The organism is Hymenobacter sp. BT730, assembly GCF_030542105.1.
Taxonomy (GTDB): Bacteria; Bacteroidota; Bacteroidia; order Cytophagales; family Hymenobacteraceae; genus Hymenobacter.
Window position 1 is genome coordinate 788357 of sequence record NZ_JAUOFB010000001.1, and the last position, 20783, is coordinate 809139.

Annotated in this window: 15 protein-coding genes and 1 tRNA gene; 8 read left to right on the forward strand and 8 right to left on the reverse strand. The window is 56.8% G+C overall.

Features of this window, described 5'->3' with window-relative positions; genetic code table 11:
* Window positions 1–85 precede the first annotated feature (85 nt).
* The 3 genes from Q4G72_RS03405 to Q4G72_RS03415 all read left to right on the forward strand — a co-directional run bounded on the left by Q4G72_RS03405 (window position 86) and on the right by Q4G72_RS03415 (window position 3624).
* Window positions 86–1501 carry a sigma-54-dependent transcriptional regulator gene (locus tag Q4G72_RS03405; RefSeq protein ID WP_303310030.1) on the forward strand — a complete coding sequence of 472 codons (1416 nt, stop codon included), beginning with the start codon at window positions 86–88 and terminating at the stop codon, window positions 1499–1501.
* A 67-nt stretch (window positions 1502–1568) separates the two neighbouring features.
* Complete coding sequence (locus Q4G72_RS03410; RefSeq protein WP_303310031.1) at window positions 1569–2882, forward strand: sensor histidine kinase; 1314 nt, start codon at window positions 1569–1571, stop codon at window positions 2880–2882.
* A gap of 46 nt (window positions 2883–2928) precedes the next feature.
* Entirely contained in the window at window positions 2929–3624 is a 696-nt protein-coding gene (locus Q4G72_RS03415; protein ID WP_303310032.1) for a DUF1345 domain-containing protein, read from the forward strand.
* Between the two features lie 412 nt (window positions 3625–4036).
* On the opposite strand, the gene Q4G72_RS03420 is transcribed toward Q4G72_RS03415, so the two are convergent.
* Both Q4G72_RS03420 and Q4G72_RS03425 read right to left on the reverse strand, forming a co-directional pair.
* Complete coding sequence (locus Q4G72_RS03420) at window positions 4037–4678, reverse strand: response regulator (RefSeq protein ID WP_303310033.1); 642 nt, start codon at window positions 4676–4678, stop codon at window positions 4037–4039.
* Between the two features lie 127 nt (window positions 4679–4805).
* A tRNA-Arg gene (locus Q4G72_RS03425) sits at window positions 4806–4877 on the reverse strand.
* 101 nt (window positions 4878–4978) lie between these two features.
* On the opposite strand from Q4G72_RS03425, the gene Q4G72_RS03430 reads away from it, so the two are divergent.
* Window positions 4979–6130: a DUF2652 domain-containing protein gene (locus Q4G72_RS03430; protein WP_303310034.1), complete on the forward strand. Its 1152-nt coding sequence runs from the start codon at window positions 4979–4981 to the stop codon at window positions 6128–6130.
* Between the two features lie 83 nt (window positions 6131–6213).
* Here Q4G72_RS03430 and Q4G72_RS03435 read toward each other — a convergent pair whose 3' ends face one another.
* A complete protein-coding gene (locus Q4G72_RS03435) occupies window positions 6214–7440 on the reverse strand; it encodes a Pycsar system effector family protein (protein ID WP_303310035.1) in 1227 nt (408 codons plus the stop codon).
* A 276-nt stretch (window positions 7441–7716) separates the two neighbouring features.
* On the opposite strand from Q4G72_RS03435, the gene Q4G72_RS03440 reads away from it, so the two are divergent.
* Both Q4G72_RS03440 and Q4G72_RS03445 read left to right on the forward strand, forming a co-directional pair.
* Complete coding sequence (locus Q4G72_RS03440) at window positions 7717–11613, forward strand: bifunctional metallophosphoesterase/BamA family protein (RefSeq protein WP_303310036.1); 3897 nt, start codon at window positions 7717–7719, stop codon at window positions 11611–11613.
* 126 nt (window positions 11614–11739) lie between these two features.
* Window positions 11740–12822: a DUF6268 family outer membrane beta-barrel protein gene (locus tag Q4G72_RS03445; RefSeq protein ID WP_303310037.1), complete on the forward strand. Its 1083-nt coding sequence runs from the start codon at window positions 11740–11742 to the stop codon at window positions 12820–12822.
* 87 nt (window positions 12823–12909) lie between these two features.
* Here the strand turns inward: Q4G72_RS03445 and ppk1 are convergent, their stop codons facing one another.
* From ppk1 to Q4G72_RS03465, 4 genes are all read right to left on the reverse strand, one after another.
* A complete protein-coding gene (gene ppk1 / locus Q4G72_RS03450; RefSeq protein WP_303310038.1) occupies window positions 12910–14991 on the reverse strand; it encodes a polyphosphate kinase 1 in 2082 nt (693 codons plus the stop codon).
* Between the two features lie 19 nt (window positions 14992–15010).
* Complete coding sequence (locus Q4G72_RS03455) at window positions 15011–15505, reverse strand: SixA phosphatase family protein (protein WP_303310039.1); 495 nt, start codon at window positions 15503–15505, stop codon at window positions 15011–15013.
* Between the two features lie 280 nt (window positions 15506–15785).
* Window positions 15786–17117 carry a GTPase HflX gene (gene hflX, locus Q4G72_RS03460; protein WP_303310040.1) on the reverse strand — a complete coding sequence of 444 codons (1332 nt, stop codon included), beginning with the start codon at window positions 17115–17117 and terminating at the stop codon, window positions 15786–15788.
* A 64-nt stretch (window positions 17118–17181) separates the two neighbouring features.
* Window positions 17182–17529, reverse strand: a complete 348-nt coding sequence (locus Q4G72_RS03465) for a c-type cytochrome (protein WP_303310041.1) — start codon at window positions 17527–17529, stop codon at window positions 17182–17184.
* A 107-nt stretch (window positions 17530–17636) separates the two neighbouring features.
* Here Q4G72_RS03465 and Q4G72_RS03470 point away from each other — a divergent pair, with 107 nt between their 5' ends.
* Complete coding sequence (locus Q4G72_RS03470) at window positions 17637–18755, forward strand: glycosyltransferase family 4 protein (protein WP_303310042.1); 1119 nt, start codon at window positions 17637–17639, stop codon at window positions 18753–18755.
* Window positions 18756–18820: 65 nt separating this feature from the next.
* On the forward strand, window positions 18821–19363 hold the full coding sequence (gene rfbC / locus Q4G72_RS03475) for a dTDP-4-dehydrorhamnose 3,5-epimerase (protein WP_303310043.1): 543 nt from the start codon (window positions 18821–18823) through the stop codon (window positions 19361–19363).
* Between the two features lie 91 nt (window positions 19364–19454).
* Here rfbC and Q4G72_RS03480 read toward each other — a convergent pair whose 3' ends face one another.
* A complete protein-coding gene (locus tag Q4G72_RS03480) occupies window positions 19455–20750 on the reverse strand; it encodes a UDP-N-acetylmuramoyl-tripeptide--D-alanyl-D-alanine ligase (RefSeq protein ID WP_303310044.1) in 1296 nt (431 codons plus the stop codon).
* Between the last annotated feature and the right edge of the window lie 33 nt (window positions 20751–20783).

The following is a 20783-nucleotide window of genomic DNA, read 5'->3' on the forward strand; positions in this document are numbered from 1 at the left end:
CGGCCCGTTCTGTCCTAAAAACAGAACGGGCTGTTGCCTCTTCCGCCCCAAATTACGTCCTTCGCCTCTTCCCCCTCTCTGCCCCATGATTCTCATTGTCGACGACGATATAGCAGTACGCACTTCCCTGGGGCTGCTGCTCAAGCAGGCAGGCTACGCCACCCGTGGCGCTGCCACGCCGGAAGAAGCCTTGCGAGCCTTGCAGGAAGTGAGCCCGCAACTGGTGCTCATGGACATGAACTATTCCCTGGACACCAGCGGCCACGATGGCCTGGATCTGCTGGCCAAGGTGAAGCTGTTGCAGCCCGCGTTGCCCGTTATTCTCATTACGGGCTGGGGCTCCATCACGCTGGCGGTGGAAGGTATGAAAGCCGGCGCTGCCGAGTTTGTGACCAAGCCCTGGAACAACGACGCGCTGCTGCAAACTATTCGCACCATTCTGGACCTGGCTGCCCAAACCGGCGCCGCCGAGCCCGATGAAGCCACGCTCACCCGCCGCCAGCTCGACCGGCAGTACGACTTCAAAAACATAATTGGCCAGGACCCCCACCTGCTGCACGTATTGCGCAGTGTAGGCCAGGTAGCCGCTACCGATGCTTCCGTCTTGATTGAAGGCGAATCGGGCACGGGGAAAGAGCTCATTGCCGAAGCCATTCACCAGAACAGCCAGCGCCGCCGGCAGCCCTTTGTAAAAGTAAACCTGGGCGGGATTTCGGCCTCTTTGTTTGAGAGTGAGATGTTCGGGCACCGCCGCGGTGCTTTCACCGATGCCAAGGCCGACCGGGTAGGCCGCTTCGAACTGGCCAATGGCGGCACCATTTTCCTGGACGAGATAGGGGAGCTGGACATGGGTTCCCAGGTGAAGCTGCTGCGCGTGCTGCAGGACCGCACCTACGAGGTGCTGGGCGACAGTAAGCCGCGCCGCCTGGATATCCGGGTGATTTGCGCCACCAACCGCGACCTGGCTCAGGAAGTACGTGAGGGCCGCTTCCGGGAAGATTTGTTCTACCGTATCAACCTGATAACCGTGCGCCTGCCCGCCCTGCGCGAGCGGCCCACCGACATTCCCTTGCTGGTGCAGCACTTTGTGGATAACCTGCGCGCTACCTACAACCGCCCGGCTCTGAAAGTGAATACCCGCGCCATGCACTGGCTGCGCGAGCAGCCGCTGCCGGGCAACATTCGGGAGCTGAAAAACCTGGTAGAGCGGGCCGTGCTGGTCAGCGGCAAGGATGAGCTGGGCCCTGAGGAGTTCCAGGCCCAATTCCAGAAAACGCCCGTGAAGGTGACGGCCGCTCCCGGCGAGCTGCCCGCCGTAGGCTCCATGACCCTGGACGAGCTGGAAGCCCAGATGATTCGTAAATCCATGGACCACTACGCCGGCAATGTATCCAAAGTGGCTAAGGCCCTAGGGCTTAGCCGTGGCGCTTTATACCGGCGCCTGGAGAAATACGACATTCCCTTTGATGTAGAGAAAGGCAATGCCGCGTTGGAAGGATAATGGAGAGGAGCGCCGCATGACCTTTCTTTCGATGCAGCAGCTACCTTGCTGTTTCTAATTCTTCTGCATGACGCTGCGCACTAAGTTTCTGCTTTTCGCCATCATCATTCATGGGGTGCTGGTGGCACTGGCGTGGCAGGTGCTGCGCCAAAATGATGTGCTGTTTATTAGCGCCGAGCTGCTGCTGCTGGTATCTGTCGTTCTGACCGTGCACCTGTACCGCGGCTTTGTGCGGCCCTTCCAGCTGATTGCAGCCGGCACGGAGGCCATTAAAGCCAAGGACTTCTCCACCAAGTTCATGCCCGTGAATCAGCGGGAGATGGACCAGCTGATTGAGGTGTATAACCACATGATTGATGAGCTGCGTCAGGAGCGCATCACGCAGCACGAGAAAAGCTTTCTGCTGGAGCACCTCATTCAGGCCTCGCCGGCAGGCATTCTGCTGCTGAATTTCGATGGCCGGATTGAGTCCGTAAACCCGGCGGCGGCGCGTATGCTGCAGCTGCCCACCGCCGCGCTGCTGGGCCAGCTACCATCTGCCCTGCCCGGCGACTGGGGCCCGGCCCTGAGCACTCTGCAGCCCGGCCACCCGCAGGTGGTGCAGCTCTCGGGCGTGCAAACCTACCGGGCCCACACCTCGCACTTTCTTGATAGAGGCTTCACGCGCTACTTTATCCTGCTGGAAGAGCTGACGCAGGACCTTATCCGCCAGGAGAAACAAGCGTATGAGAAGCTGATCCGGATGATGTCGCATGAGGTGAATAACTCCATTGGCGCGGTCAATTCCATTCTGCAATCCTTCCACTACTACGCTCCGCAGCTGGCGGAAGAAGACCGCACCGACTTTACCGAAGCGCTGGAAGTATCCGTGAACCGGAGCACACACCTGGCCAACTTCATTGCCAACTTCGCTAACCTGGTGCGCCTGCCACCACCCACCCGGCGCCCCGTAGATGTGCATGAGCTGCTGAAATCTACCTGCCGCCTGCTGCAGGTGCAAAGCGAGAAGCGTCATATTCAGTGGCATTGGGAGCTGACACCAGGGCCGCTGTATGTAGAGCTGGATGGCCAGCAGCTGGAGCAGGCCCTGCTCAACATCGGCAAAAATGCTCTGGAAGCTATTGGCGAAGATGGCAACATCTGGGTGCGCACCACAGCTTCGCCGCCCACGGTGGTACTGGAGAATGATGGTCCCGGTATTCCGCCCGAAGTGCAGCGCCACCTGTTCACGCCCTTCTACAGCACCAAGCGCGACGGGCAGGGCATTGGCCTCACACTCATCCGCGACATTCTGCTGCAGCACCATTTCCCCTTCAGCCTGGAAACCCACCCCAACGGCCGTACGGCCTTCTCCATTGATTTCACCGTGACCGGGGCCTAACGGAACCTGACAGCTGCGAGGATGGCTGGTTTCGTACTTTTAGACCATGGCGAACCTCCGGCGGCACTCCGTATTTAGCACCTACATTGTCCATCACCTGGGGGCGCTGCCTACCCTGGTGCGCATAGCGCTGGCTTGTGTGCTGGCGGTGGCTACCTTCCTGCTTTTGCAGCATCAGCCCCACCTGACTACCCGCCTGCTGGCTGCCTGGAATGCTTTTGCCTTCACCTGTCTGGTGCTTATCTGGTCGGCAGTATTCACGGCTGAGCCCGACCACATCCGGAAAGTAGCCGTGGCGGAAGACCCGGGCCGCACCTTGCTCTTTGTTTTTGCACTGATAGGCATTCTGGCCAGCCTGGTGGCCGTAGTAGTGCTGCTGCGCGCTATGCGCAGCCTCCCGCCCGATTTGCTGCGGACCAGCGTGGTGCTTTCTATTATGGCTGTGGCTTTTGCCTGGATGCTACTGCACACGCTCTTCACGCTGCACTACGCCCACCTTTACTATGCCCCCGCCGATTTGGGCAAGGAAGGTGGCCTGCAGTTCCCGGGCCATACCCCCGACCCAAACTACCTGGATTTTGCCTACTTCTCCTTTACCATTGGCATGACGGCCCAGACGGCGGATATCGGCATCAGCAGCCCACTGATCAGGCGGCTGGTACTGGTACATGCGCTACTGTCCTTTGTGTTTAATACCGCCCTGGTGGCTATGACCATCAGTGGCCTCGCCAGCACTCTATAGTGCAGCTGCTAGGGTTGTTAGTTGATTATTAGTGCTTTATGTGGTTTCAGGCCGGTGGTGCCAACCCGCTGCTATATAAAAATACGTATTTATCGCAGTATAAAATCAGTAAGAATGCTGAGAGAAGCGGAGTTCTTTTTCCTGAACTATGCAAAAGCAAACCGCAGACGAAGTAGCGGGCTTGTCTTAGGGCCTGCTACTTCGCCACTTCTCTGGCAGTAGCTACCGAAATAGATTATAATCCCCTGTATATCAAGGAGTAAACGTTTATAGATTTATATCTTATAGTTATAGCCTAATACTATTGTTATGGCTTAATGTGCATAAGGATTAAGAAAGGCTGGCGGTTTCCGCCAGCCTTTCTTCCTTTTAATAGGTGGTTTCACCCGCAGTAAGTGCTTGCTTGGCGTGGTTAGGCAATAATGCCGTGCCGTACGGCAAATTTAATGAGGGCGGCTGTGTTCTTCACCTGTAGTTTATCCAGGATATTCTGCCGGTGCGTATCAATAGTGCGTTTGCTGGTGTACAGCTGATCGGCAATTTCATTGGTGGTCAGGCCTTCGCCCATCAGAATAAGTACCTCCAGCTCCCGGGCCGACAGCTCCGGGGTATTTTCCTTGCGCGTGAGTGGCGAAATTTGCTGCAGCCTCTCCAGGGCATCTAGCCCAATCGCGGTGCTGAGAAAAGGCTGCCCGGCTGCTACTGTGTGAATGGCGTAAGCCAGCTCGGCTGCATCGGCTGTCTTCAGGCTGTAGCCCAGCGCGCCGGCCGCCAGCATGGCACTCACGGACTGCTCGTGGTCCAGCATAGACAAGGCCAATACCTTCACATGTGGGTGCCGGCTCAGCAACAAAGGCATGGTGGCCAGACCATCCAGCACAGGCATACCCACATCCAATAAAACGACATCGGCCGGGGTGTGCTCCAGCATATCCAATAGCTCCTGGCCATTGCCAGCTTCCCCTACTACTTCTACTTCCGGTACTTTCCCCAGCAACGACCGGATACCATTGCGGAGGAGAGTATGATCATCGGTAAGTATAACACGAATCATGCGCGTACGATTAAGTTAACTGAATTAAATCAGGGTCGTTACTCGTCGGCAGGGAAGCACGCCACCGGGTAGGTGGACGGCCGCAGTGCAGAAACCAGGAACGCCTGCGGAATAAACTGTAAAAAAGTAGCCCCGGCGGGAATCGAACCCACATCAAAAGTTTAGGAAACTTCTATTCTATCCGTTGAACTACGGGGCCAGCGGGTTTGCGCGTAAAGGTAACCGGAAAGAAACCTGTGTGCCAAACCTGCAGCGCAACGCCCTGCGTATAGCCGCTAATCTTTGGTTATTTATCCCGGTATGGGCATACTTGATGATATACGCGCCGCACGGCGCACTGTAGGCGGCCGGATAGTAGTGCCTGAGCCAAAGCCGGCGCTGCTTTTTATTCCCGATATCAGTGGCTTTACACAGTTTATTGAAAAATCGGGCAGCCCGCTGGCCCCCTGGCTTATTGCAGATCTGCTGGAAATCCTCATCGAAGGCAATATGCTGGATATGGAGGTAAGTGAGATTCAGGGAGATGCCATTCTCTTTTATCGGCTGGGTCCGCCGCCAGCCATTGCTGAGGTAGTGGCGCAGTGTCGTCGGCTGTTTCTGGATTTTCAGAACTACCTGCGCCTGGTGGAGCGCGATACTGGCTCCGCGCTGGGCGCAGCGCTGCTGGCCAATGAGCTTACCCTCAAGATAATTGTGCACTACGGCCCCGTGCACGTGGCCCAGATACGGGAGTACACCAAACTCATGGGCCGCGACGTGATAGTGGTGCATCGCCTGCTCAAAAACGACATTATGGGCGGGGAGTATGTGCTGCTGTCTGATGGCTACCTGAGCACGCAGGAGCCGGCGGCTATTCGCGGGAGCTTTTCCTGGACGCGTCTGCTGCATGGCGTTACTACCTATGATGTGCTGGGGAGGATTTCCTATCGGTATGCCCACCTCACGCCCTTGCGCCTGCTGGTGAACGGGCACGGCCAAGTCCGCCCGGCGGGCTCTCAGGCTAATGCCGTGGTGGTGCGCCGGGTACTGCCCGTGCCGGCTGCTTATGCCTTGCGGGTAGTGAGTAACCTGCGGCTGCGCTGCCGCTGGCTGCAGGGGGCGCATTCTGTGGAGTACGACCTGACGAAGGCCAACCGCCTGGGCACCAACTACTGCATTGGCCTGAACCGCGGCGAGATAAATGTGCAGGCCGTGCAGCGCTTTGAGCAGGGCGAGCGGCTGGAGTACGTGGAGAAGATTTCGCACTTCCGCATGTTTCCCAACTCTCTGCTGTTTTTCTTTCTGGAGGAAGTTTCGGATCAGGCCTGCCTGCTCACGCTGGAATTCCGCTATGGGCATATTGCGGGCACTACGCCACTTATCCGGTTTGGGCAGCTGCGCCGCTTGCGCCGCTTTCTGGGCGCCTCTATCCGGCAATTGGAGGCTTTATGTGGGCATTTGCGAGAACGGTAGCGGGCAGGGTAGAGGCATCAGATCAACAAAATGCCCGGCCACCTCATCGGCAGCCGGGCATCAAAAAGCAGCTATATGCTGGCTTACATCTTATACAGCAGCACAATGCTGAAGGAAATGGCCGTCAGAATCAGGCCGACCATAAAAATGGTGTAGCTGATGCGGAGCAGCCGGTACTTGCGGGACAGCACCTCGCCCAGATAGTAAATATCCGTCACCATGTTGGTGTAAAGCTTTTCCTTCTGGCGCATCAGCTCGTTCATCCCACCCTGGAAATCATCCAGATTCAGCTTGGTGAAGTTGCCGAAGAACAGCAGGTTAACGCGCCGGTTGGTGGCCACCTGCGGGCTGCGGCCCAGCCATTTAAAGCTGGTTACATCGGGCTGCGCTGAGAGGATGGCGGATACCACCGAGCCCAGTGCCGTAGCCAGCAGAATGCCCATGGGCACAGCCAGAATGGGGTTTTTTGTGAAGGCTGGCCCTACTGCCGTGGACTTAGCGCCGAGGTAGGTGATGATAACGGACATAATAACCGCATTCAGGCTAATCATCATGTTCGCCTTTTTATCGGCCATATCCGAGAGCTTCATGTGGTTGCTGTACGTGGTGCGGAACATGGTTTCCACGCCTCGTTTCGGCTCCGCAAAAGTGTCGGTGGCTTCTTTGTCTCTTTTCTTGGCTTTTTTCTCGGTTTTCTTGAGCTGTTTGCGCTGGTCTTTGATATTCTCTTTCAGCTGCTCATTATAGCGCGCTTTGCCGGCCTCACTGAGGTACTTAAAGGTGAGCAGGAAATCCAGCTGATACTCGGCCCACTCGGGGGTAGAGTACGTTTTGCCCAAGGCCGTTTCCCACTCTGCACGCAGCATTTCAGCATTGGCCAGGAAATCTTCCCGCCCCAGGCTGCTCATGTCAGCATCCATCAACAACCGCTGCATCTCGGTTTCGCAGGTCTCGTCGCGGTGCGTGCCCCGAATCAGGTCCTTCACCACCGCAATGCGCTCCGGCGGGTAGCCCTGCTCAGTCAGCCACTGCTCAGCTATAGCCATGCTGCGGTATTCGTGCCCGTCATAGGCCTCGGTATAGCCGGCATCGTGAAACCAGGCAGCCAGCAGCAACATTTCCTGATCAGAATCGGAAAGGTCGGCGGCTTTGCCCAGGGCTGCGGCCTCCTTGGCGGTGGTTGCCGTATGCTTAAAGGTGTGGTAAACGAGCTGTTTGGGTAGCTTCTCCTCAAAAAAGGCTTCAATAAATTTCTTGGCCTTCTTGACGATTTCAGATTTAGCTACGCTTACGGTTTCAGAAGCTTCCATGGAACGATGGCGGGAACAGCGGTGGGCCCGGAATATGGGAAAGGGTGCCGCTAATAGATGTAAAACGCGAATTAGTCTTAGAGGTTATCACCGGGGTGGGCTCAACCGTGTGCCGCTGCTTTGCGTAGGGCAGCGCATACACCTTGCCTACACCTTTTCCAACGCCAGGGCCGCCCGGAACGTATCGGAAAAGTTGGCTGCTTTTGCCCTAAGATAAGCAGTAGCCAACTCCTCCTCATTACCGGCGCTCCTCAGAGGTTCCGTTTCCACCATCGTATGAGAATTCTTTCCGCGTTTAGTTGCCTGCTGCTAGTGCTGCTGGGTAGTGCGTTGCCTTCTACGGCCCAGAAAACCCAGACAGCTCACCCTACCCGCCCCAACTACCGGGGCATAGGCAAGGACTGGCAAAAGCAAACCCCGCCCGATAGCTCCCATATCCGCTACACCATCTTTCTGATTGGTGACGTGGGGGCCCCGGCGCTGGACTCCGTGGGGGAGCCTTCCCTGAACTTTATGCGCCGACAGATGCTGGCCGCCGGCTCGCGCAGCACCACTATTTTTCTGGGTGATAATATATATGAGTACGGCATGCCCGACACCCGGGCCTACGACCGGAAAACCGCAGAGCGGCGCATCTCGGCGCAGTTGAACACCATGCGCAACTACGCCGGCGAGAAATACATGATTCCCGGCAACCACGACTGGAAGCAGGGCCTGAACGGCAGCGTGGAGCAGGTAAACCGTGAGCAGCAGTTTGTGGAGGATTTCATGACCCGGGACTCGGCGGAGTTTGCCTATACCGGCGACTTTTTTATTCCCCGCAACGCCTGCCCCGGCCCCTTTGAGGTGCGCCTGCAGGATGATATTGTGATGATTGCCATTAACTCCCAGTGGTTTCTACAAACCGAGGAACGGCCTTACGGCGGCAACAGCGGCTGCGGCGTAGCCGATGAAACCGACTTCTTTACCCAGCTGGAGGACATTATTCAGCACAACGCAGGCAAGAACATCATGGTGGTGGCGCACCATCCATTGTTCTCTGATGGCATTCATGGCGGCTATTTCACTCTGGCCGACCACTTCTTTCCCCTGTCCATTGTTTATAAATATGCCTTCCTGCCTTTGCCCATCATTGGCTCTATCTACCCCTTTGCCCGCAAGTATGGCGGCGTAAGCCAGGATATTCCGCACCCGCTGTATCAGCGGTATAAAGCCGGCCTGCTGGAAATTTTCGATAAGTACCCTAATGTAGTATACGCGGCCGGGCACGAGCACAACCTGCAATACTTTAAGCAGGGCAACCTGCACCACATCGTAAGCGGCTCGGGCTGTAAAACCCAGCACGTAAAGCCCGGCGACGGCGGAGAAGCGCTTTTCTCCGATAAGGAAAAAGGCTTCTCCCGCGTAAACTATTATGACAATGGCGAGGTGTGGGTGGAATACTACATTCCCGAAGACCGGGGCGAAAAAGGCCGCCTGGTATTCCGCACACCTATGTATGCGCAGCAAACTGCCGAGCTAACCCAACTGCAGCAGCGGGAGCAGGTGCAGCGCCCCCCATTTGGGGATAGTACTATTACCCTGGCCATAAACCCGCGCTACGCTAAACGGGGCGGCCTGCACCGTACCCTCTTCGGCGACCATTACCGGGCCGAGTGGTCTACGCCGGTGGAGTTTCCAGTGCTGGATATGGCCACGGAAAAAGGCGGCCTGATGCCCTACAAAGTAGGCGGCGGCAAGCAAACCTCCTCTCTGAAAGTGCGCAACGAAGAAGGGCGCAACTATACCCTGCGGGGGCTTAACAAAGACCCCGCCGCCGTGCTGCCCGAAGCCCTGCGCGAAACTGCCGCCAAGGATATTCTGCAGGACCAGATTTCGGCCCAGCACCCTTATGGTGCTTTTGTGCTGCCCCCGCTGGCTACGGCCGCTGGTATTCTACATACCAATCCCCGGCCGGTGTACATCCCCCGCGACCCATTGCTGGGCCAGTATGTAGACCGGTTTGCCGATACCCCGGCCATGATTGAAGAAGATGCCAAGGACAACCAAAGCAACGTGGAGTCCCTGGGCAATGCCACGAACCTGGTCGGCACCGACAAAGTACTGGAGCGCCTGGAGGACGACAACGACAACCGGGTAAATGAAAAAGACTTTGCCCGCTCCCGCCTCTTCGATATGTGGATTGGGGACTGGGACCGGCACGAAGACCAGTGGCGCTGGGCTGAGCGAAAGGATGAGGATGGTGACCGGAAGTTTACGGCTGTGCCCGAAGACCGCGACGTGGTGTTCTTTAAAGGGGATGGGGTACTGCCCTGGCTGGCCAGCCGCAAGTGGGCCATCCGCAACTTCCAGAACTTCGGGAAGGACTACGCCGACTACAAAGGCCTGAACCTGACAGCTATGGCCAACGACCGAACCTTCCTGGCCTCGGTTACCAAGAAAAAGTGGGTAGAAATTGCGGAGGAAATGAAGAGCAGCCTTACCGATGCGGTTATCGATAGTTCTCTGCGCAACAACTGGGCCCCGCAAATCTATGCCCTGCACGGCCCGGAAATTGCGGCCAAGCTGAAAAGCCGCCGCGACCTGCTGCCCCAACTGGCCGCCGACTATTACGATGTGCTGAACCAGGTGGTAGAAGTAAAAGGCAGCCGCAAGCGGGAGCAGTTTGATGTGCAGCGCCTGCCCGACAATAAGACCCGCGTACTGGTCACCAAAATCAATAAAGAAGGCAAGCGCACCAAAACGCTGTTTGATAAAACCTTTGATGCCCGCGTCACTAAAGACATCCGTCTCTATGGCTTTGCCGGGCACGATGTATATCACATTACCGGGGAGTCCAAGAAAGGGCCCATTCTGCGCATTATTGGCGGCATTGAGGCCGACTCCATTACCGATAACTCTCGCGTGGGCGGCTGGCGCCACCGCACGCAGGTGTACGATGCCGATACCGGCAACATCATCAATGCCGGTAAAGAGGCTCGTCTGCGCCTGGAGTCCGGCACCGAGGTAAGCCGCTACGACCACCCCAACCGCACCGACCGCAAAGATTACCGCCTGCCATATTTTGGGCCGGCCTTGTATTTCGGGTATAATATTGATGATGGCCTGTTTGTAGGCGGTGGCGGTACGTTCCGCACCTATGGTTTCCGCCGTACACCGTTTGCTACGGAGCAAACACTGGTGGCGAACTATGCGCCCAGCCGCGAGGCCTTCAATGTGCGCTATACCGGCATTTTTACCGATGTGGTGGGCAAGTATGATCTGAACATTACCTCGCAGTATTATGGCCCCCAGCTGCTGTATAACTACTTCGGCTCAGGCAACAACACGCGCAACGTGCTGGCCGAGGGTGACGACGATACCCGCGTAACCAACCGTGACATCAACGACAACTACCGGATTCGTTTTTCGCGCTTCTCTTTCTCACCCGTGCTGGAAAGGGATATTTTTAGCTTCCTGAAAGCCGGTTTCGGGCCGCAGTACGACCAGTGGCGCATTTCGCGGGAAGACCTGGGGCAGCAGATTGAGGCTGGCCTGGATGAGCAGGGCAACGGCATCAGCGGCGCTGCTACCGGTATCCGTGCCTCCGACTTTCAGCTGAACCGCTACCTGGGTGGGCGCGTGTACTTTAACCTGGACGCAGCCAGCTCACCCAAAAACCCGAGAATTGGCCTGCGCTGGTACAACTCGGCTGAGTTTAACCGGCAGCTGAACGGGGAAAAGCTGCAGTACACCCGCCTGGCTTCGGAAGTTCGCTTCTATCTCAGCCCCAACTTCCCGTTCCAGCTGACGTGGGCCGGCCGCCTGGGTGTTAATCATAATATTGGCGACTACCGCTTCTACCAGGCTAATACGCTGGGTGGAACCACCAACCTGCGCGGCTACCGCCGCACGCGCTATGCTGGCCGTACCTCTATGTATGGCAACGGCGAGGTGCGGGTACAGCTGTTCACCTTTAACGCCTATCTGGTGCCTGGCAAGTTTGGCGTGCTGGGTCTGGCCGATGCCGCCCGCGTCTTTACCACCCAGGACACGCGCACGGGGCTGCAGGCCTTCCATACCGCCGTGGGCGGCGGTATCTGGGTGGATGTGCTGAAGCAGGCCGTGATAAACGCTACGTACTCCGTGGGGGAAGAAAAGCTGGTATTTGTGGGCTTCGATTTCCTCTTCTAATGTCTGCCGGGCCGGGCTGGCTCCCTACTGCCCGCCAGGCTGGAAAAACGCCGGCTACCAATTGGGTAGCTGTTTTCCCTGGAAAACCGTTAACGAACTATATCCGCTTTCTACCTCTGGCTGCTTATGATTTCCTTGTATAATTCTAGCTGCCGTCGGCTGGCAGTGACAATTTCTGGCCTGTGCCTGCTGCTGGCCTGCCCTGCTGTAGCCCAGATTTACCCGCCACCCGCGCCCTCTGCCGATTCCGTGAGCCGTGTAGACCGCAGCCAGGAGTTTGCCGTGCCTTCCGTAATTGGCATGGGCCCCAGCAAAGGCTTGGTCCTGCACTACGAGCGGGTACCGCATTTCAACGTCAACTCTACCAGCAAAAGCGCCTCGCTTACCGATTATAATGGCCAGGCTCGTAAGAATGGCCGCTTTCTGGTGAAGGCCTACGCGCCGCTGCTCAACCACCCTCACCTCAAACTGGTGCTGGGCATTAACTATGAGCGGGAGGAGTTTGAGTTTACGCCGCCTGCCAACTACGAGCTGTATCAGAACCTGCAGGACAAAGGCCTGAAAGTGCTCGGCACCCAGCTGGCTGTTATTCGCCCTATAGATGATGTGAACTACTTCATCTTCCGGGTGAAGGGCGAGCTGAACGGTGACTACACTTCATCGGAGCTCAGCCTGAATGATTATCTGAAAATGTCGTCGGAGTTCATCTATGGCTGGAAAAAGACACCATCCTTCTCCTGGGGGCTGGGCTTGCAGCTGGGCTATACGTTTGGGCGGCAAAGCATTTACCCGGCCTTGCTCTACAACCGCACCTTCAGTGAGCGTTGGGGCGTGGAGGCCCTGTTCCCGGCCCGTGTAACTGTGCGCCGTAACCTTTCAAATAAATCCTTGCTGTTCGCGGGCTATTCCGTTGATGGTTTCAGCTATAACATCAAGCTGCGCAACCCCATTATGAACGATAAAGGCCAGGAGCTGAAAACGCTGGAGTTGCGCGAAACTGAAGTGAAAGGCCGCCTCCGCTGGGAGCGGGAGATTTACGACTTCCTCTGGTTTGGTCTGGAAGGCGGCTACCGCTATAACTACGCCTTTGATGCGTATGACCGCAGCAACAACGACCGGAATAAAATCATTGACAGCAAGCTGGCCGATGCGCCCTATGCCAGTGTAGAGCTGTTTATAGTACCCCCGCGTAAATTTGTAAAGCGCTAGTCCTTGGGCTAAACGACGCTTAATACCAGAACGGCCCCTGCTCAGTAGCAGGGGCCGTTCTGGTTATTAGGGATATAGTAAAAGAAGCTACCGTTTCTTGGTTTTTTTCAGGTAGGCATAGGTGGCGGTTTGCGCCTGCAGGCGGGGCGTGCCCTCGGCATCGGGGGAAATAAAGCAGTTGTCGAAGTCCCGGGACTTCACGTTGTCCTGGCGCTGCAAATCCAGTAGGTCGCGCACTTCGCGCCGCACAGCGGGGTCGTAGAGGGGGAAGGCCACTTCCACGCGGCGGTCCAGGTTGCGCGCCATCCAGTCGGCGGAAGCAACATACACCTTTTCCTGCCCCCCGTTGCCGAACACGTATACCCGGGCATGCTCCAGGTAGCGGTCTACCAGGCTTCGATGCTGGATATTCTCGCTTTGGCCCGATACCCGCGGTACAGCACAGGAAATTCCCCGGATCAGGAGCTCAATCTGCACCCCGGCCTGGCTGGCTTCATACAGCTTCAGAATCATCCGCTCATCCTGCAAGGCATTTAGCTTCAGAATAATGTAGGCTTCTTCGCCAGCCCGGGCATGTTTTATTTCGGTGTCGATGAGGGCGTTCAGCTTCTCACGCAGCTCAAAGGGAGCCACCAACAAGTGCTCGAAGGGGGGCGGTGTTACCCGGTTGAGGAAGTACTGAAAGATGGTGCTGACCTCGCGGGTGAGGCGCTCATCGGCTGTCAGCAGGGCGTGGTCGGAGTAAATGTTGCTGGTTACCTCGTTAAAGTTGCCGGTGCTCAGGTAGGCATACTGCCGGGAAAGTCCTTGCTCTACGCGGGTGATGAGGCAGAGCTTGCTGTGGACCTTCAGGTCGGGCACGCCATAAATAACGTTGGCGCCGGCCCGCTGCAGCTTCTCGGCCCAGCGGATGTTGGACTCTTCATCGAAGCGCGCTTTCAACTCTACCACCACCGTTACCTGCTTGCCGTGTTTCACGGCTTTCAGCAATGCTTTGGCAACCTCACTTTTCTCCGCCACGCGGTACAGCGTAATGCTGATGGCTGAAACGGCCACATCGGTAGCGGCTTCGCGCAGCAGGCGCAGCACATAGTCGTAGGTTTGGTAAGGGAAGTGCAGCAGGTGGTCTTTGGCCGCTATGGCATTCAGGAGGCTGCCGCGGGCCGGCAGGGAGGGGTGCTTGAGCGGGGGCTGGGCTGCAAACTTCAGATGGTGCAGGCCCATGTCCGGAAAACCGAAGAAGTCGCGGAAATTGTGGTAGCGGCTACCTTCCACCAGCTCGTTTTTGGTGATGTGCGTTTTCTGCATCACGGCCCGCAGCACCTCTTTGGGCATGGTGGGGTCGTAGAGCAGGCGGGCGGGGTAGCCGGTTTCGCGCTTTTGCAGGCTGCTTTTGATTTTGGCCAGCAGGTTGCCCGATATTTCTTCCTGCAGGTCCAGCTCCGCATCCCGGGAAATTTTGATGGCATGTACCTGCACGCGCTTATACTTGGGAAACAGCTCATGGGCACAGCACCGAATTACGTCATCCAGAAACATGACATAATGCTCTTTTCCCTGCGTGGGTAGCTGTACAAAACGCCCACCGTGCCGCCGCGTGGGCAGCTCCATCACCAGCACCCGCTCTTCGTCCTTGGCCTTGCCGGACTGCACGGGTTCCGAAAGCAGGAACGTCATATACACAGTCTGGTCCTTCAGGAACAGGTGGTGCAGCGTTTCATCCAGAATCACGGGGGAGAGCAAATCCTGCACCTTCTCTTGGAAATACTGGCGCACAAACGCGCGCTGCTCATCCGTCAGGTCGTGCTCACTGATAAGGTGGATATGTTCCCGGCGCAGTTCCGGCAGAATGCTGTTGCGAAAGGTCTCACCAAACTCGTGCTGCTGGCGGCCTACTTCGGCCAGCACCTGCTCTAGTTGGGGCGCGGGGTCTTCACCCAGCTTGGCACGGGTTTTCTTTTTCAGTTTTACCAGGCGACGCAGCGTAGCCACACGCACCTTGAAGTACTCATCCAGATTGGACGAGAAGATGGCCATAAACTTCAGCCGCTCCAGCAGGGGCACCTGTGGGTGCTGGGCTTCCTGTAGCACCCGGTAGTTGAAGGCCAGCCAGCTAAGCTCACGGTTGCGGAAAGGCGGGGTGGTAAGGGGGGCAGAGGGTTCGTGCATGGAGGAAGGGCAAGTCAACTTATTGATGATTGCCGGGGTAATCGTAGAAGTAAAATTCGGTGGTGGCGCGGTCTGCGGTTTGCCAACGGTCAATGTTTAGCTGCAGGCACACCACGGCGGCTGTAGGCATTTCATTAATCTGGTTGGGGGAAAGCAGGTTGGCAAAGTCCGTGATGGTGTTGTTATGGCCTACCAGCAACACGGAGTTGGCAGTATCGGGCAGTTTGCGCACAATGTCGAGCAGGTCAGCCGGCTCGGCGCGGTAAATGCGCTCCTGCACCTGAATCTTATCATTGGGGTAGCCCAGCTCTTTCGCTACCAGGGCCGCCGTACTCAGGGCTCGCACTGCCGAGCTGCTAACCAGCAGATCCAGCTGGATGTGGCGGTCGGCCAGGGCCTTACCCATGCGGGGGGCGTCGTCGCGGCCCCGCTCATTCAGGGGACGGTCGTGGTCGGTTAGGTCATCAAAGCTCCAGCTGGATTTAGCGTGGCGCATCAGGTACAGGATTTTCATAGGGCAGGCGTGTGCGGTGGCGGGTTTCTTTACTGTTGGCCGGCAGAAATAGTTTGGCCCCGCAAGTAAAGCGTTGGGGCAGAACGAAAAAAGCCCGCCGGGAAGGCGGGCTTTTTGGTGGTGAGTGAGTTGTGGGAAAGGGAGCAATACCCGGCGCTGCACTTCCGGGGCAGCTAAGAACGTAATTTATTCCTGATTACAAGGCTTCCGCGGAAAGAAAAGCGAATATTCGCCTCGTTTCAAAACGTGCTTACGGGCGCATGCAGCCTGTTTTGCTCTCTTAGCCAGCGGCTTCCGGCACGGGCTGATTCGGAAAGCGCCGCTGCTGAATAGCGCTTACGTGGCGCACCAACAAGGCGCGCAGCTCCTCAATATTGGTGCGCTCCTGCGCTGAAATGAAAATAACCGGGTCGTGCATTTTTGCCATATAGGTAGCCTGCAGCTGCTCCAGTGTGGGGCGGGGCGTTTCGTCCTCGTCGGGGTTCATGCCTTCAAAGCCGCCGTGGTGGTTGGCTTCCGCGTGCAAATCGTACTGATCTATTTTATTGAATACCAGCAGTGTGGGCTTGTCAGAGGCGCCAATGTCCTTGAGCGTATCGTTTACTACCGCAATATGCTCCTCAAACGAAGGGTGTGAGATGTCCACCACGTGCACCAGCAAATCGGCCTCCCGGATTTCGTCCAGCGTGCTCTTAAAGCTTTCGATGAGGCGGGTAGGCAGCTTACGGATAAACCCTACAGTATCGGAAAGTAGGAACGGCACGGTATCCAGCACCACTTTGCGCACGGTGGAGTCTACGGTGGCGAAGAGCTTGTTTTCGGCAAACACGTCGGCACGGCTCAGCAGGTTCATAATGGTGCTTTTGCCCACGTTGGTGTAGCCCACCAGCGCCACGCGCACAATGCCGGTGCGGGCCTTGCGCTGGGTGTGGCTTTGCTTGTCGAGGTCTTTGAGCTTCTCTTTCAGAAAGGCTATCCGGTCGCGCGCTACGCGGCGGTCAGTTTCAATTTCCGTTTCACCCGGGCCCCGTTGGGCTACGCCCCCACGCTGCTTGTCCAAGTGAGTCCACAGGCCGGTGAGGCGGGGCAGCAAGTACTGGTACTGGGCCAGCTCCACCTGCGTGCGTGCCGTAGCCGACTGGGCCCTGCTGGCGAAAATATCAATGATAAGCAGGGAACGGTCTACAATCTTCACCTTCAACTCGGCCTCCAAGTTGCGCAGCTGGGAAGGCGAGAGGTCATCATCGAAAATCACCATGCTGGCTCCGCTGTGCTGCACATAGGCTTTGATTTCGGCCAGCTTACCCTCCCCCACAAACGTGCGGATATCGGGTTTTTCCAGGCGCTGCACAAAGCGCTTGGTGACGGTGGCACCGGCGGTTTCGGCCAGGAAGGCTAACTCATCGAGGTATTCCTGGGTGAGGGCATCGGCCTGGCGCTTATCGGGCACGGCCACTAGTACGGCGGTTTCTTCCTCGGGCGAGGTTTCGTAGGTGCCTTTCTCCGATTTGGCCAGTATGCGGCCGGCACGGCCTTTCACGCTGTCTACGGCGCCAGGGTGGCGGGTACTGTTACTATGCTTGCGGCCTTTGGAAACGGGTTTATTAGCCATTTATAGGGAATTGCTTGAGTGAGTGGGAGGAGATTTTACAGGCGCTACGCATCAAATAGACTCCTTACTGCAGGGTTAGGGAGTAAGCGGCTACCTGTTCAATCTGCTCGGGTGTGAGCTGGCCTTTGAAAGCAGGCATCTTGCCCAGCCCATTGGTTACCATGTACACGCGTCCGGCCTGATTTAGGTTGCTTTTGGTGAGGTCGTGGGCGCCGTTCAGACCACGCTTGCCGTCCGGACCGTGGCATAGGGCACAATTGGTGGCAAAAAGGGCCTTCCCGGGTAGCTCTGCCGGTGCACTGGCGGCAGGGGTGGCAGCTGGGGCTTCTGTGGGAGAAGAGGAGCAGGAGGCTACCAGCAAACTGCTCAGAAGAATAAAAAAGGCCTGAGGCCCATACCATGACAACATCATTCTGAAAGAAAATACCGTAATGCGCCACAAAGTAACCGAAAGTGCGGCGGCCTGCGGCTTGCCAGTGCTTAGCCCGTTACCTTTGTATTCTGAATAACCCTGTTTGCATGCGCGTTGCCATTGTAATTAATACCTCCTGGAATATCTGGAATTTTCGCCGCAGCCTGGTACAGGCGTTGCAATCAGCGGGCCACGAAGTGCTGGCTATAGCCCCACCCGATGCGTATTCTGAGCGTTTGGAAACCGAGTTGGGCTGCCGCTTTGTACCCATTCTGATGGAGAACAAAGGCACTAACCCCATTAAGGACGCACTGCTCACCCGCCGTTTCTATGATGTATATCGGCGCGAGCGGCCCGATGTAGTGCTGCAATACACCATCAAACCCAATATTTACGGTACCCTGGCAGCCAAGCTGGCAGGCATCCCCAGCGTAAATAACGTGTCGGGGCTGGGAACGGTGTTCATCGTGAAAAACCTGGTGAGTAAAGTGGCCTTAGGGTTGTACCGGTTTGCGTTTCGATTTCCTCGCCGGGTGTTTTTCCAGAACGATGACGACCGGCAGCTGTTTCTGCAGCATAACCTGGTGAGCAAGCATATTACTGATTTGCTGCCTGGCTCCGGTATCGACGTGCGCAAGTTTCGCCCCGCCGATACTTTCCAGCGCAACGAAAATTTCACCTTTCTTATGATTGCCCGCGTGCTCTATGAGAAAGGAGTAGAGGAATATTTTGAAGCCGCCCGTCTGGTGCGCGAGGCCATACCGGGCACGCGGGTGCAGTTATTGGGTGGCATTGATGAGTCCGGTGGCGTGGGTGTTAAGCGCGCGGTATTTGAAGAATGGCTACAGGCCGGGAACATCGAGTATCTGGGTACTTCTGATAACGTAGCTGCCCACATTGCCCAAGCCGACGTGGTGGTACTGCCGTCTTACCGCGAGGGCACACCCAAAACGTTGCTGGAGGCCGCTGCCATGGGCAAGCCCATTGTAACGACTGACGTGCCCGGCTGCCGCGAAACCGTCATCGACGGCCACAATGGGCTGCTCTGCCAGGTACGCAACGGCCCCGACCTGGCCCGCAAGATGCTCCAGATTCAGGACCTATCTGATGAGCAGCTGGCCGAAATGGGCCGGGCCAGCCGTCGTCTTGCCGAAGACAAATTTGATGAGCAGCTGGTGCTGGATAAATACCTGCGTTTGGTAGCCGAAATTGGCCCGCGCCCGTAACGTGGCATTAGCACCTTTTTGCCCTTTTATTAATTTAACTCTACGTTTCTGCCTCGTTACTTTTTATGGAAATACAGCAACACGCACTGGAAGGTGTTTTTGAGTTCACCCCCCGCGTTTTCGCCGATGCCCGTGGGGCTTTTTTTGAATCCTTCAGCGAAAAAGTGCTGCATCAGGCTGGTATCCGGCAAAACTGGGTGCAGGATAATCAGTCCAGCTCCAGCCAAGGCGTCTTACGAGGCCTTCACTTTCAGCGTCCGCCTTATGCCCAGGCCAAGTTAGTACGCGTAGCTGCTGGCCGGGCTATGGATGTGATTGTGGATCTGCGGCGTAATTCGGCCACGTATGGCCAGCATCTGACGGTTGAGCTGGATGCTCAAAAATGCAATATAATGTATGTCCCAGTGGGCTTTGCGCACGGGTTTGTAGCTCTGGAAGACCACACACTGTTTCTCTACAAGTGCAGCAACTACTACCACCCCGCCGCGGAAGGCGGCCTGCACTGGAATGATCCGGCTCTGGCTATTGACTGGGGTGTAGTCAGCCCTTTGGTGTCGGAAAAAGACCAGATACTACCGCTCCTGAAGGATTTCGAAAGCCCCTTTTAAGGACTAATAATCTAACGCAAAACCGCCTGTCATTCTGAACCCTGCCTAGGGCTCAGAATGACAGGCGGTTTTTACAATTATTGAAAGGTGCTTATAACAACTCCACCAACGTTTCCAGGCCCATGCCGCGGGAGCCTTTAATGAGGATTTGCTGATCCTGCACCGATTGCTCCCGTAGCCACGCGGTAGCTTCGGCTTTGGAGGAAAAGTGAAGAAATTCCGGACGAGAGCGAGCCGCTGCCATTTCGGGTCCGCATAGTACTACTGTTCCAAAGGAGTAGCGCGCCAGAATCTCGCCTAGTGCACGGTGCTCGGCAGCGCTTTCCGGGCCCAGCTCGAACATGTCACCCAGCACTACCATTTTGCAGCTGTCCTCGCCGGGGCGGGTGGCAAAGCTGGCCAGGGCGGCGGCCATAGAAGAAGGGTTGGCATTGTAGGCGTCCAGTACCAGTTCATTGCGCTGGGTGCGTACCAGTTGGGAGCGGTTGTTAGTGGGAGCGTAGCTGGCCAGGGCCTGGGTTATATCCGTAGCGGGGACCCCAAAGTGGGCGCCTACTGCGGCGGCGGCCGCCAGGTTCAGGAAGTTATAGCCGCCATTAATCTGGGCTTCTACTACCGAACCATCAAACAGGCGCAGCACTACATTGGGCTTTGCACTCAGCAGCTCAGCCGGATAAGTGTCTGCCGCATTAGGGTAGGTAATGCGAGTAGGTACTGACTGGGCTAAGTGCGCTACCTGCGCATCGGCAGTATTCACAAAGGCTGTGCCGCCATGGGCCGCCAGGTAGCGCCACAGCTCACTTTTGCCTTTGGCTACGCCTTCTACCCCACCAAAACCTTCCAGATGGGCCTTGCCAATGTTAGTGATGAGCCCGTGCGTGGGCTCGGCCAGGTGGCAGAGCAGATCTATTTCGCCCTGATGATTGGCGCCCATTTCTACGATGGCCACCTCGTGCTTATCGGCCTGAATGCTGAGCAGTGTGAGCGGCACCCCAATGTGGTTGTTAAGGTTGCCGCGGGTGTACTGCACCTGGAAACGGCGGCTCAATACCGCGTTCAGCAGCTCCTTGGTAGTGGTTTTGCCATTGGACCCAGTGACGGCCAGTACTGGAATGGCCAGCTGCCGGCGGTGGTGCCGGGCTAGCTCCTGCAAAGCCAAAAGCGGGTCCGATGCATAAGTATAGCGCGGGTCGGTGGCTGCCAGGGCTTCGGAGTCTACCACAGCGTAGCGGGCACCTTTGGCCAGGGCCTGCGGAGCAAAATCACGGCCCCGGAAGCTGGGACCGTTCAGGGCAAAAAACAGCGTGTTATCTTGCTGCTGCCGCGTGTCGGTGCTCACCGATTGGCATTCAAGAAACCGGGAATAAAGAGCAGTGGGCTCACTCATGCGGCAGAAAAATAACTTGGGTCGAAAACGAAA

What these genes read in the sequence shown, in the direction of transcription:
- Q4G72_RS03405 (WP_303310030.1), top strand. Translation starts at nt 86, where the DNA reads ATGATTCTCATTGTCGACGACGATATAGCAGTACGCACTTCCCTGGGG.
- Q4G72_RS03410 (WP_303310031.1), top strand. Translation starts at nt 1,569, where the DNA reads ATGACGCTGCGCACTAAGTTTCTGCTTTTCGCCATCATCATTCATGGG.
- Q4G72_RS03415 (WP_303310032.1), top strand. Translation starts at nt 2,929, where the DNA reads ATGGCGAACCTCCGGCGGCACTCCGTATTTAGCACCTACATTGTCCAT.
- Q4G72_RS03420 (WP_303310033.1), bottom strand. Translation starts at nt 4,678, where the DNA reads ATGATTCGTGTTATACTTACCGATGATCATACTCTCCTCCGCAATGGT.
- Q4G72_RS03430 (WP_303310034.1), top strand. Translation starts at nt 4,979, where the DNA reads ATGGGCATACTTGATGATATACGCGCCGCACGGCGCACTGTAGGCGGC.
- Q4G72_RS03435 (WP_303310035.1), bottom strand. Translation starts at nt 7,440, where the DNA reads ATGGAAGCTTCTGAAACCGTAAGCGTAGCTAAATCTGAAATCGTCAAG.
- Q4G72_RS03440 (WP_303310036.1), top strand. Translation starts at nt 7,717, where the DNA reads ATGAGAATTCTTTCCGCGTTTAGTTGCCTGCTGCTAGTGCTGCTGGGT.
- Q4G72_RS03445 (WP_303310037.1), top strand. Translation starts at nt 11,740, where the DNA reads ATGATTTCCTTGTATAATTCTAGCTGCCGTCGGCTGGCAGTGACAATT.
- ppk1 (WP_303310038.1), bottom strand. Translation starts at nt 14,991, where the DNA reads ATGCACGAACCCTCTGCCCCCCTTACCACCCCGCCTTTCCGCAACCGT.
- Q4G72_RS03455 (WP_303310039.1), bottom strand. Translation starts at nt 15,505, where the DNA reads ATGAAAATCCTGTACCTGATGCGCCACGCTAAATCCAGCTGGAGCTTT.
- hflX (WP_303310040.1), bottom strand. Translation starts at nt 17,117, where the DNA reads ATGGCTAATAAACCCGTTTCCAAAGGCCGCAAGCATAGTAACAGTACC.
- Q4G72_RS03465 (WP_303310041.1), bottom strand. Translation starts at nt 17,529, where the DNA reads ATGATGTTGTCATGGTATGGGCCTCAGGCCTTTTTTATTCTTCTGAGC.
- Q4G72_RS03470 (WP_303310042.1), top strand. Translation starts at nt 17,637, where the DNA reads ATGCGCGTTGCCATTGTAATTAATACCTCCTGGAATATCTGGAATTTT.
- rfbC (WP_303310043.1), top strand. Translation starts at nt 18,821, where the DNA reads ATGGAAATACAGCAACACGCACTGGAAGGTGTTTTTGAGTTCACCCCC.
- Q4G72_RS03480 (WP_303310044.1), bottom strand. Translation starts at nt 20,750, where the DNA reads ATGAGTGAGCCCACTGCTCTTTATTCCCGGTTTCTTGAATGCCAATCG.